Annotated in this window: 18 protein-coding genes and 1 tRNA gene; 5 read left to right on the forward strand and 14 right to left on the reverse strand. The window is 57.2% G+C overall.

The window, feature by feature from the left end:
* The 7 genes from NWQ23_RS13410 to fabD form a co-directional block, all read right to left on the reverse strand.
* The coding region (locus NWQ23_RS13410) for a terminase large subunit domain-containing protein (RefSeq protein ID WP_372340135.1) at positions 1-508 on the reverse strand (508 nt) is incomplete at its 3' end.
* The gene (locus NWQ23_RS13415; protein WP_306166885.1) at positions 414-752 is read right to left on the reverse strand and encodes a hypothetical protein; all 339 of its coding nucleotides are present in this window, start codon (positions 750-752) and stop codon (positions 414-416) included. The genes NWQ23_RS13410 and NWQ23_RS13415, both read right to left, overlap by 95 nt.
* A gap of 170 nt (positions 753-922) precedes the next feature.
* Positions 923-2,080 carry an endolytic transglycosylase MltG gene (gene mltG / locus NWQ23_RS13420; RefSeq protein WP_306166886.1) on the reverse strand — a complete coding sequence of 386 codons (1,158 nt, stop codon included), beginning with the start codon at positions 2,078-2,080 and terminating at the stop codon, positions 923-925.
* Positions 2,080-3,339 carry a beta-ketoacyl-ACP synthase II gene (gene fabF, locus NWQ23_RS13425; protein WP_306166887.1) on the reverse strand — a complete coding sequence of 420 codons (1,260 nt, stop codon included), beginning with the start codon at positions 3,337-3,339 and terminating at the stop codon, positions 2,080-2,082. Before fabF ends, mltG begins: the two co-directional genes overlap by 1 nt.
* 259 nt (positions 3,340-3,598) lie before the next feature.
* Positions 3,599-3,832, reverse strand: coding sequence for an acyl carrier protein (locus tag NWQ23_RS13430; RefSeq protein ID WP_306166888.1), 234 nt, complete (start codon positions 3,830-3,832; stop codon positions 3,599-3,601).
* A gap of 203 nt (positions 3,833-4,035) precedes the next feature.
* Positions 4,036-4,773 (reverse strand): 3-oxoacyl-[acyl-carrier-protein] reductase, encoded by a 738-nt coding sequence (fabG, locus tag NWQ23_RS13435; protein WP_306166890.1) that lies wholly within the window; start codon positions 4,771-4,773, stop codon positions 4,036-4,038.
* Positions 4,774-4,794: 21 nt separating this feature from the next.
* A complete protein-coding gene (gene fabD, locus NWQ23_RS13440; RefSeq protein ID WP_306166891.1) occupies positions 4,795-5,733 on the reverse strand; it encodes an ACP S-malonyltransferase in 939 nt (312 codons plus the stop codon).
* Between the two features lie 178 nt (positions 5,734-5,911).
* On the opposite strand from fabD, the gene NWQ23_RS13445 reads away from it, so the two are divergent.
* Positions 5,912-7,096: a cytochrome b/b6 domain-containing protein gene (locus tag NWQ23_RS13445; RefSeq protein WP_306166892.1), complete on the forward strand. Its 1,185-nt coding sequence runs from the start codon at positions 5,912-5,914 to the stop codon at positions 7,094-7,096.
* Positions 7,097-7,156: 60 nt separating this feature from the next.
* Here the strand turns inward: NWQ23_RS13445 and NWQ23_RS13450 are convergent, their stop codons facing one another.
* On the reverse strand, positions 7,157-7,735 hold the full coding sequence (locus NWQ23_RS13450; protein WP_306166893.1) for a YceI family protein: 579 nt from the start codon (positions 7,733-7,735) through the stop codon (positions 7,157-7,159).
* Positions 7,736-7,856: 121 nt separating this feature from the next.
* The gene (locus NWQ23_RS13455) at positions 7,857-8,447 is read right to left on the reverse strand and encodes a hypothetical protein (RefSeq protein ID WP_306166894.1); all 591 of its coding nucleotides are present in this window, start codon (positions 8,445-8,447) and stop codon (positions 7,857-7,859) included.
* Between the two features lie 268 nt (positions 8,448-8,715).
* Here NWQ23_RS13455 and rpsF point away from each other — a divergent pair, with 268 nt between their 5' ends.
* The 4 genes from rpsF (at position 8,716) to NWQ23_RS13475 (ending at position 10,752) form a co-directional block, all read left to right on the forward strand.
* Complete coding sequence (rpsF, locus tag NWQ23_RS13460; protein ID WP_306166895.1) at positions 8,716-9,138, forward strand: 30S ribosomal protein S6; 423 nt, start codon at positions 8,716-8,718, stop codon at positions 9,136-9,138.
* Between the two features lie 21 nt (positions 9,139-9,159).
* A complete protein-coding gene (gene rpsR / locus NWQ23_RS13465) occupies positions 9,160-9,387 on the forward strand; it encodes a 30S ribosomal protein S18 (protein ID WP_306166896.1) in 228 nt (75 codons plus the stop codon).
* 10 nt (positions 9,388-9,397) lie between these two features.
* Positions 9,398-10,006: a 50S ribosomal protein L9 gene (gene rplI / locus NWQ23_RS13470; RefSeq protein WP_306166897.1), complete on the forward strand. Its 609-nt coding sequence runs from the start codon at positions 9,398-9,400 to the stop codon at positions 10,004-10,006.
* A 173-nt stretch (positions 10,007-10,179) separates the two neighbouring features.
* On the forward strand, positions 10,180-10,752 hold the full coding sequence (locus tag NWQ23_RS13475) for a hypothetical protein (protein WP_306166898.1): 573 nt from the start codon (positions 10,180-10,182) through the stop codon (positions 10,750-10,752).
* A 93-nt stretch (positions 10,753-10,845) separates the two neighbouring features.
* On the opposite strand, the gene NWQ23_RS13480 is transcribed toward NWQ23_RS13475, so the two are convergent.
* The 5 genes from NWQ23_RS13480 to NWQ23_RS13500 all read right to left on the reverse strand — a co-directional run.
* Complete coding sequence (locus NWQ23_RS13480) at positions 10,846-11,361, reverse strand: hypothetical protein (protein ID WP_306166899.1); 516 nt, start codon at positions 11,359-11,361, stop codon at positions 10,846-10,848.
* Between the two features lie 55 nt (positions 11,362-11,416).
* Positions 11,417-11,896: a hypothetical protein gene (locus tag NWQ23_RS13485; protein WP_306166901.1), complete on the reverse strand. Its 480-nt coding sequence runs from the start codon at positions 11,894-11,896 to the stop codon at positions 11,417-11,419.
* 160 nt (positions 11,897-12,056) lie between these two features.
* A complete protein-coding gene (gene tig, locus NWQ23_RS13490) occupies positions 12,057-13,388 on the reverse strand; it encodes a trigger factor (protein ID WP_306166902.1) in 1,332 nt (443 codons plus the stop codon).
* A gap of 23 nt (positions 13,389-13,411) precedes the next feature.
* A tRNA-Leu gene (locus tag NWQ23_RS13495) sits at positions 13,412-13,496 on the reverse strand.
* Between the two features lie 58 nt (positions 13,497-13,554).
* Positions 13,555-14,523, reverse strand: a 969-nt coding sequence (locus NWQ23_RS13500) for an NAD(P)H-hydrate dehydratase (RefSeq protein WP_306166903.1), incomplete at its 5' end; no start/stop codon positions are given.

Consider the following 14,523-nt stretch of genomic DNA (forward strand, 5'->3'; position numbering starts at 1 on the left):
CATCGGCCCAGATCGCATCAAACTGCGGCCCGCGCAGGCTTTCGGGATCATGGGCTGAAAACAACTGCGCGATGGCACCGTTGGGCCATTCCAGCATCCGGCGGCCCGCCACCCATATCGGGCGGCGATCAGGGGGACAAACCGACATGATCCCGCTCTCGCCAAAGACCATCACCTCGCGGGCCTGATCCATCGTTTCGGCAACAATCGCCACGCGCCTTGCGCGGCCTGCGGCATGTGGCAACGGGCCTTCGACCATCCGCCTTACCCATTCGGCACCCGCACGGGTCTTGCCCGCGCCGCGCCCACCCAAGATCACCCATGTGCGCCAATCACCCTTGGGAGGGAGTTGATGCGGCAGCGCCCAGAACTCGAACAGGTAAGGCAACGCCGCCATTTGCGCAGGGCTCAATTCATCCAGAAAGGCCCGCTGCGCCAAGGCTTGCGCGGATGCGATCAAGTTGGCGCCCGATGTCAGCCCTGATGGCGTCAAGGTCAGGGGCGTCATCATCTGCGGTTCTTCCGGTTTTGGCATTGAAAGCCTCCTCAGCAGCCAACACCTTCAGGTGCGCCGCATGTAACTCATTCAGTTTTGTCAAAAGGTCTTTGGGCTTCGGACCGCCTGGATCACGCAAAGCCTTGCGCATCTCGGTCAAAGTCAGCCGGATATCTTCCGTCAGCGCCGCGATCTCGATGAGCCGCGCAGCCGCAGACTGCACGGGATCGTGCAGCATTTCGTCTTCATTATTCATGGTATTTCAAGCCTGTAAGGAAACTTCCGTTACAGTCGAGGGGCGGTCATCAAGCACACTCAAATCACGTCATCTAGCCTGTGTAAACTACGCTAGACAGGGGTCAAAGTCAACGACACGTGACGGGAGTGCGCACGTCCCCTTCACCTTTCATTAACGAAAACAGCCGGTTACCCGTCGCTCTCACGCTGCGCCTCGATCTGGCGCCAGACCGCTACATTGCGGTTGTGATCATCCAGATTGGTCGCAAAAGCATGGCCCCCGGTGCCATCGGCCACAAAGAAAATATACTCTGTGGTATCAGGGTTCAGTGCCGCTTCAATCGCGGCCTGGCCGGGGTTCGCAATCGGTGTTGGCGGCAAGCCGGGGATCACATAGGTGTTCCAAGGGGTCTCGCCGCGCAATTCGCTCTGGCGCAAACCACGACCCAAAACGCCCTCGCCACGGGTGATGCCATAAATCACCGTAGGGTCGGTCTGCAACCGCATCCCGCGGTTCAAGCGGTTCACAAAAACGCTCGATACCTGCCTGCGCTCGTCCGGCACGCTGGTTTCCTTTTCAATGATACTCGCCAAAATCAATGCTTCCTCCGCCGAAGCCAGGGGCAGACCATCGGCACGGTTCTCCCATGCTTCCGTCAGGATACGGGCCTGCGTCTCGCTCATGCGGGTCAGCACGGAAGACACAGTATCCCCTTCGCGAATATCATAATCCCGCGGCGCCAGAGAGCCTTCCGGCGGCACATCCGTCACATCTGCACGCAAAATATCAATCTGGGACAGTGCATTGGCGATCTGCCAGCTGGTCGCACCCTCGGCCACGACAATGCGGTACGTGGCGCCGCCGTCAGCACGGGCTTCGGTATAGGCGGGCGGTACTTCAAGTTCTCCCGCTTCAAAGCTCGCCAATTCAACGAAAGTGTTCGAGTCCGGATCAAGCTCGCGGACATCAACAATCGTGCGATTGATACCCACACGATAGATCACCTCGGCCCCGCAGGTATTGCGGCCACCCCTTGTGACAATATCAACGATCTCTTCCATCGAGGCCCTTTCCGGCACACGGAACCGGCCAAATTTCACATCCCCAGATTTTTCGGTGTAGTCGGCACCAATCTCAAAGATAAAGGCCGATGAAATCGCGCCCTTTTCCACCAGATCAGCGCTGATCCCCTTGATGCTGCCACCACGGGGCACATCAAGGCATATCGCCGCTTCCAACGGGCCTTCGCCGCTATATTCCCGCGTGCCCCACGCCACAACGCCAACCAGCAGGAAAAGCGCAACAGTCAGAAAGGTCAGCGCATTCGCAGCGATATGACGCCACATTAGTCGACTTTCCCAAAGATGACGCTGGCATTGGTGCCGCCAAAGCCAAAGGAATTCGACAATGCGATATCAATCTTGCAAGGGCGCTTTTCCTTGGCGCAAAGATCAACAACCGTTTCCACATCTGGATTATCAAGGTTGATCGTCGGCGGAGCGACCTGATCACGGATCGCGAGGATCGAGAAGATCGCCTCGATCGCGCCAGCGGCCCCCAAAAGGTGACCGGTCGCGGACTTCGTCGATGACATCTTGAGCGAAGACGCCGCATCACCCACCAAACGCTCCACAGCACCCAATTCGATCGTGTCGGCCATGGTGGATGTCCCGTGGGCGTTCACATAGTTGATCTGGCTCGGATCAATCCCCGCGTTACGGCAGGCCGCACGCATCGCGCGCTCGGCCCCTTCGTGATCGGGTGGCGGCGCTGTGATGTGATAGGCATCGCCACTCAAACCATAGCCCAGGACCTCTGCGTAGATCTTGGCACCACGGGCCTTTGCATGTTCGTATTCTTCCAGCACGACAATGCCCGCACCCTCGCCCATGACAAACCCGTCACGGTCCTTATCCCAAGGACGGCTGGCCTTTGTCGGATCATCATTATGCTGCGTGCTCAGGGCCTTACAGGCATTAAAGCCGGCTATCCCAAGCTCACAGATCGCGGCTTCCGCACCGCCGGCGATCATGACATCCGCATCACCATGCTGGATCAGACGCGACGCATCGCCGATCGCATGTGCTCCGGTGGAGCAGGCGGTGACAACCGAATGGTTCGGACCACGGAATCCGTAGCGAATGGACACCTGCCCGGAAATCAGGTTGATCAAAGCACCCGGCACAAAGAAAGGCGACACACGGCGCGGGCCTTTTTCGGCCATCATCACCGCCGTATTCGCGATGGAATTCAAACCACCGATGCCCGAACCGATCAAAACACCGGTCCGCTCGAGCGATTCACGATCCTCGGGGGCCCATCCCGAATCTTCAACGGCCTGCTGCGCAGCCGCCATCCCGAACAGGATAAAGGTATCCACCTTACGCTGCTCTTTTGGGTCCATATAGCTGTCTGGGTTAAAGGTGCCATCAGTGCCGTCGCCCAAGGGAACCTGACAGGCGTATTGTGTCGTCAGGCGGCTGGCATCAAAGCCCGTGATCTTCCCCGCACCGGACTGCCCGGCCAGAAGACGCTCCCACGTATTTTCCACACCATCTGCAAGGGGTGTGACCAACCCCAAACCTGTCACAACTACTCGACGCATATTCTGCCCTCACCTATTGGCGTATTTGACAACCGTGTTACCCTAGCGTGCATATGTGGGGCAAGGGCGGCATGACGGCTCGACCGCCAAATGAGCCAGATTTCACCATCAATCGCAGCGATGCAGGCAAAGTCCTGAAACGGACCGACCGCAAAGTCGTTCCGGAACAGCATGTGCCGCGCCAGCCAAAACCAAAAAGCACTACCGCAAATGCAAACGGCGCCCCAAAGGACGCCGCTCACAAAAATGTCTCAAGCGCTTACTGAGCAGCGCCGATGAACTTTACCGCATCGCCGAAAGTCTGGATCGTTTCAGCTGCATCATCAGGGATCTCGATGCCGAACTCTTCTTCGAAAGCCATAACCAGCTCGACGGTGTCGAGGCTGTCCGCACCCAAATCATCAATAAAGGACGCAGCTTCCGTCACTTTGTCTTCTTCAACACCAAGATGCTCTACAACAATCTTGCGTACGCGGTCTGCAACGTCGCTCATATCAAATCCTTACGTTTTCTGGGCCTGAGCCCTGTGTTTCTTTGGCACTGGGCCATTCTATGTGCCGTTGTCGCGGCACGATCCTTATCTGCTTAACACAACGTTTGACGCAACGTCACATGCGCAAATAAGCAAATCTGCGTGGCCTATAGCAGAGAAATTCGTTGACGCAAACGCTTTCCACCGCTCAAGGCCATCAGAACCTAGATCATGGCCATACCGCCATTCACATGCAAGGTCGATCCGGTGACATAAGCCGCCTCGGCGCTCGCCAGATAAAGCACAGCAGCAGCAATCTCCTCTGCCTCACCCATGCGCGCGGCAGGCACATTGGTCAGGATCGCCGCCTTCTGATCATCCGTCAGCTTATCCGTCATCGCGGTCGTGATGAATCCGGGGGCCACGCAGTTCACCGTGATACCACGGCTGGCCACCTCATAGGCAATCGACTTGGACATGCCGACCATACCTGCCTTTGACGCCGCATAATTGGCCTGCCCCGGATTCCCTGTGGCACCGACAACGGACGAGATATTCACGATCCGGCCCCAGCGGGCCTTCATCATGCCACGGATCACACCTTTGCACAGGCGCATGGTCGAGGTCAGGTTGACCTCAAGCACAGAAGACCATTCCTCGTCCGACATCCGCATGAACAGATTGTCGCGGGTGATGCCCGCGTTGTTGACCAGAATATCAACCGATCCCATCAGGTCCGCCGCTTGTTTGGGAAGCGCATTGACGGCCTCTGCATCACTCAGATTGCACGGCAAGACATGCGCGCGATCGCCCAAAGATGCGGCAAGCTCTTGCAGCGGCTCTACGCGCGTTCCCGATAGGGCAACCGTCGCACCAGCGTCATAAAGTGCTTTGGCAATCGCACCCCCGATCCCGCCGGAGGCACCAGTCACCAAGGCATTCTTTCCTGTAAGATCAAACATTTAAAGGCCTTTCTTTATTCTTTATTCATTCAGCGCGGCAGCCATCGCAACCACATCTTCAGGACCGCTGACCGCAGTCGCTGTCAGGTCACGATCAATCCGCTTCACCATACCGGACAATGCCTTGCCCGCTCCGATCTCATAGACATCCGTCACACCCTGCGCGGCCATATACATGACGCTTTCACGCCAGCGCACAGAGCCGGTGATCTGCGCCACCAGCAAGGACCGGATCATCGCAGGATCGCTGACCGCCTGCGCCAGGACGTTGGCAACAACAGGCACCGCGGGCGTGTTGATCTGCACATCCGCCAAAGCCCCCGCCATCGCGTCAGCTGCCGGTGCCATCAGGCTGCAATGAAACGGCGCGCTGACAGGCAGCAACAATGCGCGCTTGGCACCCTGCGCCTTGGCAATCTCTACCGCGCGTTCCACGGCAGCTTTATGGCCGGAGACCACGACCTGTGCGGGATCGTTGTCGTTGGCCGCCTCGCAGACCTCGCCTTGCGCGGCCTCTGCCGCGACCGCTTGCACAGCGGCCAGATCAAGGCCCAGAACAGCCGCCATCGCACCCACACCCACAGGAACCGCATCCTGCATCGCATTGCCGCGGGCGCGCAAAAGACGGGCCGCATCCGCGATGCTGAAGGCCCCCGCAGCGGCCAAAGCGGAATATTCTCCCAAGGAATGACCCGCCACGAAAGACGCCGCTGAAATCGTGACACCTTCAGCTTCCAGCGCTTTCATTACAGCCATAGAAGTCGCCATCAACGCAGGCTGGGCATTGGCCGTCAGGGTCAGCGTCTCGATCTCGCCTTCCCAGATCAAACCGGACAGGTTCTCGGACAAGGCCTCATCGACTTCATCATAGACAGCTTTCGCAGCCGGATAGGCATCGGCAAGCGCCTTGCCCATCCCAATCGCCTGCGCCCCTTGGCCCGGAAATACAAACGCGCGCATCGAACGCCCCCTTCGTTTCGTTTTTGTTGCCCGAGGCTTACCCTGCCCGGTCGCATCGCACAAGCAATCGCGCACCTGACATCTCGCGCACACGCCCGCATGCACAAACGCACAATGCCTGCGCTGTGCCTTACGGCCTTGAAATGCTAGATCCTGATGAAACATTCTGGAGTAAATCATGGCCGCCACAACCTATGGCACCGTCACCAAAACCTTTCACTGGCTGACGGCCCTCTTGATCATCACGATCATCCCCCTTGGGGTGATCGCAAACCGCTTGCCCTATGAAACCAACGAACAACTGGCGTTCAAGGCGCAGCTTTTCTCGTTCCACAAGACGCTGGGCGTGATCGTCTTTGCTGTGGCTTTGGCACGTATCGTCTGGGCGCTGACACAACCCAAGCCGGGCAGCCTGCACCCCGAACGCAAGGCAGAGAGTTTTCTGGCAGGCCTCGTCCATTGGCTCCTTTATATCTCCCTCGTGGCGGTCCCGCTCACGGGCTGGATCCACCATGCCGCCACAGCAGGCTTTGCGCCAATCTGGCTGCCGATCAGCCAAGACCTGCCGCTGGTGCCAAAGGATGAAGGGATAGCCAAACTCTTTGCAGGCCTGCACTGGGTCTGGAGCAAGATCATGGTGGCATCCATCCTGCTGCATATCGCAGGCGCGCTGAAGCATCACTTTATCGACAAAGACCAAACCTTGCGGCGCATGTGGTTCGGCAATCATGACGCTCCCGATATGGGCAGGCATAAAGGCACGTTGACCGCCCCGGTCTCTGCTATCCTTGTTTACGCACTCGTCACTATCGCAGGTGCAACAGCAGGCATGTACACACCAAAGGCCGAAGCCGCACAGGCCAGCCTTGCCGCTGTTGCATCGGATTGGACAGTGACCGAAGGCGAGATCGCACTGACTGTAACGCAACTGGGCAGCCCCGTCGCCGGCGTCTTCGAGGATTGGACTTCAGCCATCACCTTTGATCCTGAAGCAACGGGCCAGATGGGCGATGTGACAACAACAATCGCTATCGGTTCACTGCGGCTCGGATCTGTCACGGATGACGCGCTTGGCACCAATTTTTTTGACGCCGAAGCCTTCCCGACCGCGACCTTCACGGCAGGCATCAGCAAGGCCGAAGAGGGCTATCTGGCCGATGGTACTCTCACGATCAAAGATATCACCATGCCGCTGCAACTGCCCTTCTCGCTGGCCCTCGACGGTGACACCGCCCAAATGTCCGGCGCCGTGAGCATAGACAGACGCGACTTCCAGATCGGCAACAACATGAGCGACGAAAGCAATCTGGGCTTCGGCGTCGCCGTCAGCATCACCCTGACCGCGACACGCGGCACCGAATAAAAAGAGAGGCCGCGCCCGATACGGGGCGCGGCCTTTCAATTCATGCCCAGTGGCGAAAGCCTAGTCAGCTTTCATGGCCTCGATCGAGATCATCACATTGACCTCGTCACTGATGAATGGCGCAAAAGCACCTACTTCGAAATCAGAACGCAGCAGCGTTGTCGTGGCATCGAACCCGGCCCAAGGCTTTTCCGCCATCGGGTGGTTGCCTGTCTGGTTGAGCGTTGCATCCAGCACCACAGCCTTTGTGATCCCGTTCAGGGTCAGATCACCTGTGATCAGGGCTGTATTCTCGCCAGTGACTTCGATGCCGGTCGAAACAAAAGTGACCATTTCATCGTCAGCAGCATCAAAGAAATCCGCGCTCATGAAATGCTCGAAACGGCCTTCCCAGCCGGTCAGCATGCTGCGAACGGGGAAAGAGACGTTGACGGATGATGCAGCAGGATCAACCTGGTTAAAGGCAATCTCGCCTTCAAAGCCCGAGAACATGCCATATGTCGTGGAATAGCCCAGGTGATCGTAGGAAAACACGATCTGGCTGTGGCTGGCATCCAGAACATAAGTCTCGGAGGTTGCGAAAGCGGGTGTTGTCAGTGTTGCGGCAGCAAGAGCGGCCGTAGCGAAAAGCGTCTTCATGGTAGTCTCCAAACAAGGGGTGTGTACGCTTTTTGTAAACAGCGCGTCTCGTGTTTGGACAATTCTACAAAAGTGAACATGGCCTGTTCAAAACTACGGGCCTGCAAAACACTGCAACCAATCAGGCTGCTTTCTCGCTCCGCGACTTTGGCAGATCAAGAAGATCCCGCGCCAGCCGATCCCGCAACGGAATGAGTTGCGCTTCGGTTCCTTCAGCGACCAAAATAGGAGGCAAAGAAGGACTATGGCGCATCAAAAGCTCCCACAGTCCGGTCTCTGAGTTTGAAACCAGAAACACACCACTGATTTCCTTGAAATCATAAAATCCGACCGCGGTCGGCTTGCCCGCGCGGTTGCAAATGACCTCTTGGATTTCGCCGGTGCTGGTATCCACGTGAACCTCGGCGAGTGTCCCACGACTGGCGAACCACAAAAGGTAGGCCGCAGCCGCGCCCAAAAGGACCACCGCGCCAAGCCGGACGACACCAAGACCACCGTCAAAAAACAGTGTTGGCAGAACCAGAATACCGATACAGGCGGTCAGAAAGCACACACCAAAGAAAAACGAAAGCGCCTGCCCAAGCAACACGCTCAACGGAACAGTTTGACCGGAACGTATCTTGTAACCCCAAAAAGCGTCTTCGACCGCGAAGCCTGAATTGCGCGAAACCTTCTGGCTGAACGCTGCTGGGGATGCGTGAATGTCTGTCATATGCCCTCTCCGTACCTCTTTTCTTGAAAGCATAGTGCGCAGTAAACTTGGCAAGAAAGGGGCAACGGCGCGGCACGACTGGGAAAAATGCGATTGTTGCCAAAAGGACTCCCTTTCTTGTGAATCCAAGGCTTGCATCACCCCAAACGGCCTGTATAAGGCCCCATCCTTCTGCAAAATGTATGAACTGCGCAGACTCTCGTGGATGGGACGCAGAAGGTGAACCGCCCGTCCTTTGAAATGCGCCGATAAATGAACTGGAGTAAGCATGCCGCTATACGAGCATGTCATGATTGCGCGTCAGGACTTGTCCAACACGCAAGCTGAAGGCCTCATTGAACATTTCGGGTCCGTCCTTGCCGACAACGGTGGCAAGCTGCTGGAAAACGAATACTGGGGCGTCAAGACGATGGCCTACAAGATCAACAAGAACCGCAAGGGTCACTATGCCCTTCTGCGCACTGATGCACCTGCGCCTGCCATTCAGGAAATGGAACGCCTGATGCGCCTGCACGAAGACGTCATGCGCGTGCTGACCATCAAGGTCGATGCACACGAAGAAGGCCCTTCCGTACAGATGCAAAAGCGTGAAGAGCGCGGTGACCGTGGTGACCGCCCGGATCGCGGTGATCGGCCGGATCGTGGCGATCGTGGCGATCGCTCAGATCGTGCCCCACGCGAACGTCGTTGATCAGATAAAGGATAGACAATCATGGCAACCAAACCATTTTTCCGCCGTCGCAAGTCCGATCCATTTGATGGCGAAGGCGCCCCAAAGATCGACTATAAAGACACCCGCCTTTTGCAGCGCTACATCTCTGAGCGCGGCAAGATCGTTCCCGCCCGTATCACCGCTGTTGGTGCAAAGAACCAGCGTGCGCTCGCCCGTGCGATCAAGCGCGCCCGGTTCCTTGCCCTGCTGCCATACGCTGTAAAGTAAGGACCGCATCATGGAAATCATTCTACTTGAGCGCGTCGCCAAGCTGGGCCAGATGGGCGAAGTCGTGTCGGTCAAAGAAGGCTATGCACGCAACTACCTTCTGCCCCAAGGCAAAGCACTGCGCGTAAACGCGGCAAACCTTGCCCGTTTCGAAGCTGAAAAAGCACAGATGGAAGCACGCAATCTGGAGTCCAAGAAAGAAGCCGAAGCAATGGCTGCTAAATTGGACGGTCAGAAGTTTATCGTGATCCGCTCTGCCTCTGACGGTGGTTCGCTTTATGGCTCGGTCACAACACGTGATGCCGCCGAAGCAGCAACAGAAGCCGGTTTCTCCGTCGACAAAAAGCAGGTTGTCCTGCTTGGCGCGATCAAGGAACTGGGCCTGCACGATGTCTCGGTTAACCTGCACCCCGAAGTTTCTGCAACAATCACACTGAACGTCGCACGTTCGGCTGAAGAAGCGGAACTGCAAGAAGCAGGCAAGTCGATTGCCGAACTGGCCGCCGAAGAAGAAGCAGCTGCTGAATTCGAAATTCAGGAACTCTTTGACGATATCGGTGGTGCGGCGTCTGACGATGACGACTATGCGGCACCAAGTGCTGCCAAGGACGAAGACTAGTCTTCGCGCCCTTCACCAAAACATCAGGCCGCTCCTTCTGGAGCGGCCTTTTTTGTACCTATGCGACGCAAGATCCTGTTTTAGGCGCGTGTTCATCCTTTCTTAGCGCAGCTGCGCCAGAGTGTTCCGCAGTCGAAACTGATCGCCTCCGCGAACAAAGCAAAGGATCACAAATGAAACACCTCGGATTTTACCTTGCCGCCTTGTTGGCAAGCACGACACAAATGCAGGCTGACGAAGTTCAGGATGCGATGCATTCTTTCCTCGAAACCAATATTGCAAACTGGGCAAATGATCCCATCATCGTTCAGGCCATCATCGCCCAGAACGCACAAACAGCCCAATACGATCAGGCCAAGATCGACGAAATGGATACCTTGTGGCGGGCCTTCGAGGGTATTCTTGACGCAGAAATCATCGCCGGGGTCATCACAAATCCGGCGGCAGATTTTCTGAGAACGCAAGTTGCGCAATCCGGTGGCGCCATCACAGAGGCTTTTGTCATGGACGCTCGCGGACTGAACGTCGCCGCCTCCGCGCCGACATCGGATTACTGGCAAGGGGATGAGGCAAAGTTCACCGAAACCTACCCTCTGGGCGCGATGGCTGTGCATTTTGGCGACGTGGAACTCGACGCATCAACGCAAGAGGTGCAAGGGCAAGTTTCCATGACCGTCGTGGATCAACAAACAGGCCAGCCTGTTGGCGCACTGACCGTCGGTATCAACCTGACCTCGTTGATGTAACACCGACCGCCGATCCAAGGCCTTGCGGCCCTGCAAAATGCATCGGGCCGCAAACTTCCCCTTTCGTCCGGCAAAGTATCCTTCAGCGGGCAATCACTTACCTGAACCAAAAGGCTTCTTTGGCGCATCGCGCCACACCGGTTCCAGGTCCCCAAAAAGCGTGGTCACCCCACCGCCCCATCGGGTCATCCAGGGCTTGACCGGTGCAAAGGCCGCTGCCGGCTCCCACGCGAAATAGCCCAAGGCGCCAACACAGGGCACGGGATCGCAAGCGACGGCATTCTCCAAGACCAACCCCATCTGGCCCCCGAACCAGGGACTATCGCTTTCTGAGACTATCCCGACGACGTCGACAGCCCCGATGATCGCACCCCGCACCAGCGCATCGGGTCGCGGACAGGCAACACCGTGTTGCTGAAGACGCCAAACGCCCCAGTCAAATTCATCTTTTTTCAGGCCCGTCGCCGCATGGATAGCGATCCGGCGACACTCCATCCGCCCTGCGCGAATTGATCCGGCAGAACGGTTCTCGATCTTCTTGTGGCCCGCGATAATCGCCCAAGCCCAGGGTTGGCGTACCGAAAGCGCGATCTGTGGAAAATCTGTCATGCATCAGAGCTAGCGGGCGAAACAGGGACGGCAATCCGACCACAGCACCTTTCAGCTACCGATCAAAGGTCTCCATTTCCAACCGCGCATTACAGAAATCGCCATCATATGTGCCGATCCAGATATCGACACGGCCATCAGCAGGGCGGGTGAGCACAATGCGCGGATCAAGGTTCCCGTTGTCATCATCATCGTAATACCAGTTGGCCGAAGCGGTATTGATCAATAGCGCCGCATCACATTCGCTCACGACACGAACGACCAGTTGATAGGGACTCATGCCAGAGAGCTGGAAAGAGAAATCAGGTGCAGAGGGAAAATAACCCGCACCCGTGTCCGTGCCGGGGCGGACATTGGGGCAATTCCAAATGTAGTTGTTTCCACCCGCGACCACATCGAAGGTCCGCGCAGAATAGAGCTGCTTACCAGTAGCCTGATAGGATTCTTGCGGCGCCAGATTGAAATCAGGGCAAGCGATCGCCGCTGATGAAAAGCCGAAAACTGCACAGGCGGCAAAAGCAAAACGTCGAAGCATGGTCTTTTTCCTCGTTGATACACCTCACCCATGGCGATAACAAAAACGTGAAGAAAGTGCATTTTAGGGCAACGTGAAGTCGTTTTTGTGTCCAGCTTGCACGACAACAAAAAAAGGCGCCCTTAAAGGCGCCTTTTTCATATAGATAGCGGTGAGGAGGTTATTCTTCCTCAAGCTTCTCGATCGCCTTCTCGAGGTCCTCTTTGCTGACCTCTTTGTCCTTGACCGCAGCCAAAGCAAAGATGTGATCGACAACTTTGTCCTCAAACAATGGGGCCTGCAACTGCTGGCGGAACTGGGCGTTCTGCTGCACAAACTCAAAGAACTGACGCTCTTGGCCCGGGTACTGGCGGGCCTGGTTCATGATCGCCTGGGTCATTTCCTGATCCGTGACTTTCACTTCGGCCTTCTGCCCGATGTCAGCCAACAAAAGACCCAGCTTTACCCGACGCTCCGCCAAAGAGATATGTTCTGCTGTCGGCGTGATCTCGGGGTGATCGTGACCGTGCACATCAGGGTTCTCTTCGTGCCACAACTGGTGGGCAATCTGGTTCGCTTCCGCTTCAACCAAGGATGCCGGCAGATCAAACTTGACCTTCTTGTCCAGCGCATCCAGCAAACCACGCTTTGCAATCGCGCGTGACGCACCGGTGTACTCGGCTTCCAGCCGCTCGGAAATCTGCGCCTTGAGGGCCTCGAGATCTTCAGCGCCGAATTTCTTGGCCAGCTCGTCATCGATCTTTGGCTTCTTTGGGGCTTTCACTTCCTTGATCGTGCAAGAGAAGACAGCCACTTTGCCAGCAAGGTTCGCCGCCTGATAGTTCTCTGGGAATGTCACTTCGACATCTTTTTCGTCACCGGCTTTGACCTTCAGCAGGCCATCTTCGAAACCGGGGATAAAAGAGTTGGAGCCCAGCACAAGCGGGTAATCTTCAGCAGCACCGCCATCAAAAGGCTCGCCATCGATCTTGCCGACAAAGTCCAGAACAACCTGATCGCCGTCTTTGGCTTGGGTTTTCTTGGTTTCATAGGTCACGGCCTGCGGGCTCTCGGCCAGATTGTCCAGCGCCTCTTTCACAGAATCAGCATCGGCTTTGACGACCAGACGCTCCAGCTTGATTTTGCTGAAATCGACCGCTTCGATTTCGGGAAGCTTTTCATAGGACACATCGACCATTACGTCGTCGCCCTCTTTCCAGTCTTCGTTTGTCATCTTCATCTGGGGCTGGGCCGCAGGGCGGTCGCCCGTCGTCTCAAGATGCGCGCTCAGCGCGCCATCAATGGCTTCCTGCATGCTTTCGCCAATCAGACGTTGCCCATGCTGCTTGCGCAACAGCGCCATCGGGACTTTGCCCTTGCGAAAGCCCTTCATTTCAATGCTGGGCTGCGCTTCTTTCAGCTTTTCTTCAACCTTTGCATCAAGTTCAGCCGCCGTAACGGTGATCGCGTAGCCGCGCTTGAGGCCTTCGTTCAGGGTCTCGGTGACCTGCATGTGCTGTCCTTCTTTTTCAAACTTGGTGCGGGTGGAGGGACTTGAACCCCCACGCCTTGCGGCGCCAGAACCTAAATCTGGTGCGTCTACCAATTTCGCCACACCCGCATGATCAAAAGGGGCAGGTTTTTGGGCCTGCCCCGAGTTGCGCGCTGTCTAGCAAAGGTCAGCGGGGGATGCGAGAGGAAAAATCGCCTTGTAGCTCCATGGCACGAAAGACTTTGGGCAGTTCCTCGGGCAAGTCTTCTGCAATCAGGCCCGGCCCGAACGACAAGGCACATTCGGTATGGAGCCAAGCCCCGGTTTCCGCCGCCTGCATCGGTGCAAACCCGCGCGCGAGCAGACCGGTGATAAACCCCGCCAGCACATCCCCCGATCCTGCGGTGGCCAACCACGGTGCGGCGCGCTCATAGACAGAGGCATTGATACTGCACCGCCCGTCAGGTGCAGCAATCACGGTATCAGGCCCTTTGAACAAGACCACGCACCCTGCCCGCTTTGCCGCCGCGCGCGCGGCATCGACCTTGGAATAGGCCGGGCCTTTCGTCGCGGGCGCATCCAGCTTTGCGGCGATATCGGGAAACAGACGCGCAAACTCTCCCGCGTGAGGTGTGAGAACACATTTCTCATGTAACTTGGCAAAAAGCGCGGCATCCCCCGCCAAAAGCGTTAATGCATCCGCGTCCAGTACCGCAGGGCGGGGTTCTTCCCCGCCAAGCGCCGATGCCAACAGTGCCGCCTCACGCGCCCCGGTCCCCATTCCGGGCCCCAGACACAATGCATTGATCCGGTGATCTGCCAGCGCCTCCGCCATATCATCGGCACCTTCAATCTTGCGCAACATTACCGCATTCACCTGCGCCGCATTCTCGATCAAGGCGGCGGGCGGGCAGCCAACCGTCACAGCCCCTGCCCCGACGCGCAACGCGCCGCGGGCTGCAAGACGGGCGGCCCCCCCTTTGCCCACGCCGCCGGAAAGGATCAGAGCGTGGCCATGGTTATACTTGTGCCCCTGTTGCTTGCCGACCGTTACATCAGGCGTCTGGAAAACCGCAACGGTACCGGCCTGCCCGCCGGACAGCCCAATATCCGCCACCACCAGTCGCCCGCACAGTTGCGGACCGTGTCCGAGATA

It is taken from the genome of Yoonia sp., assembly GCF_030731595.1.
Lineage (GTDB): Bacteria > Pseudomonadota > Alphaproteobacteria > Rhodobacterales > Rhodobacteraceae > Yoonia.

Bases quoted from the DNA above. Each gene is read 5' to 3' on its own strand.
- NWQ23_RS13455 (WP_306166894.1), bottom strand. From the start codon at position 8,447: ATGACAGACATTCACGCATCCCCAGCAGCGTTCAGCCAGAAGGTTTCG.
- NWQ23_RS13450 (WP_306166893.1), bottom strand. From the start codon at position 7,735: ATGAAGACGCTTTTCGCTACGGCCGCTCTTGCTGCCGCAACACTGACA.
- rpsR (WP_306166896.1), top strand. From the start codon at position 9,160: ATGGCAACCAAACCATTTTTCCGCCGTCGCAAGTCCGATCCATTTGAT.
- fabG (WP_306166890.1), bottom strand. From the start codon at position 4,773: ATGTTTGATCTTACAGGAAAGAATGCCTTGGTGACTGGTGCCTCCGGC.
- rplI (WP_306166897.1), top strand. From the start codon at position 9,398: ATGGAAATCATTCTACTTGAGCGCGTCGCCAAGCTGGGCCAGATGGGC.
- fabF (WP_306166887.1), bottom strand. From the start codon at position 3,339: ATGCGTCGAGTAGTTGTGACAGGTTTGGGGTTGGTCACACCCCTTGCA.
- NWQ23_RS13445 (WP_306166892.1), top strand. From the start codon at position 5,912: ATGGCCGCCACAACCTATGGCACCGTCACCAAAACCTTTCACTGGCTG.
- NWQ23_RS13415 (WP_306166885.1), bottom strand. From the start codon at position 752: ATGAATAATGAAGACGAAATGCTGCACGATCCCGTGCAGTCTGCGGCT.
- fabD (WP_306166891.1), bottom strand. From the start codon at position 5,733: ATGCGCGCGTTTGTATTTCCGGGCCAAGGGGCGCAGGCGATTGGGATG.
- NWQ23_RS13485 (WP_306166901.1), bottom strand. From the start codon at position 11,896: ATGCTTCGACGTTTTGCTTTTGCCGCCTGTGCAGTTTTCGGCTTTTCA.
- NWQ23_RS13430 (WP_306166888.1), bottom strand. From the start codon at position 3,832: ATGAGCGACGTTGCAGACCGCGTACGCAAGATTGTTGTAGAGCATCTT.
- tig (WP_306166902.1), bottom strand. From the start codon at position 13,388: ATGCAGGTCACCGAGACCCTGAACGAAGGCCTCAAGCGCGGCTACGCG.
- NWQ23_RS13480 (WP_306166899.1), bottom strand. From the start codon at position 11,361: ATGACAGATTTTCCACAGATCGCGCTTTCGGTACGCCAACCCTGGGCT.
- mltG (WP_306166886.1), bottom strand. From the start codon at position 2,080: ATGTGGCGTCATATCGCTGCGAATGCGCTGACCTTTCTGACTGTTGCG.
- rpsF (WP_306166895.1), top strand. From the start codon at position 8,716: ATGCCGCTATACGAGCATGTCATGATTGCGCGTCAGGACTTGTCCAAC.
- NWQ23_RS13475 (WP_306166898.1), top strand. From the start codon at position 10,180: ATGAAACACCTCGGATTTTACCTTGCCGCCTTGTTGGCAAGCACGACA.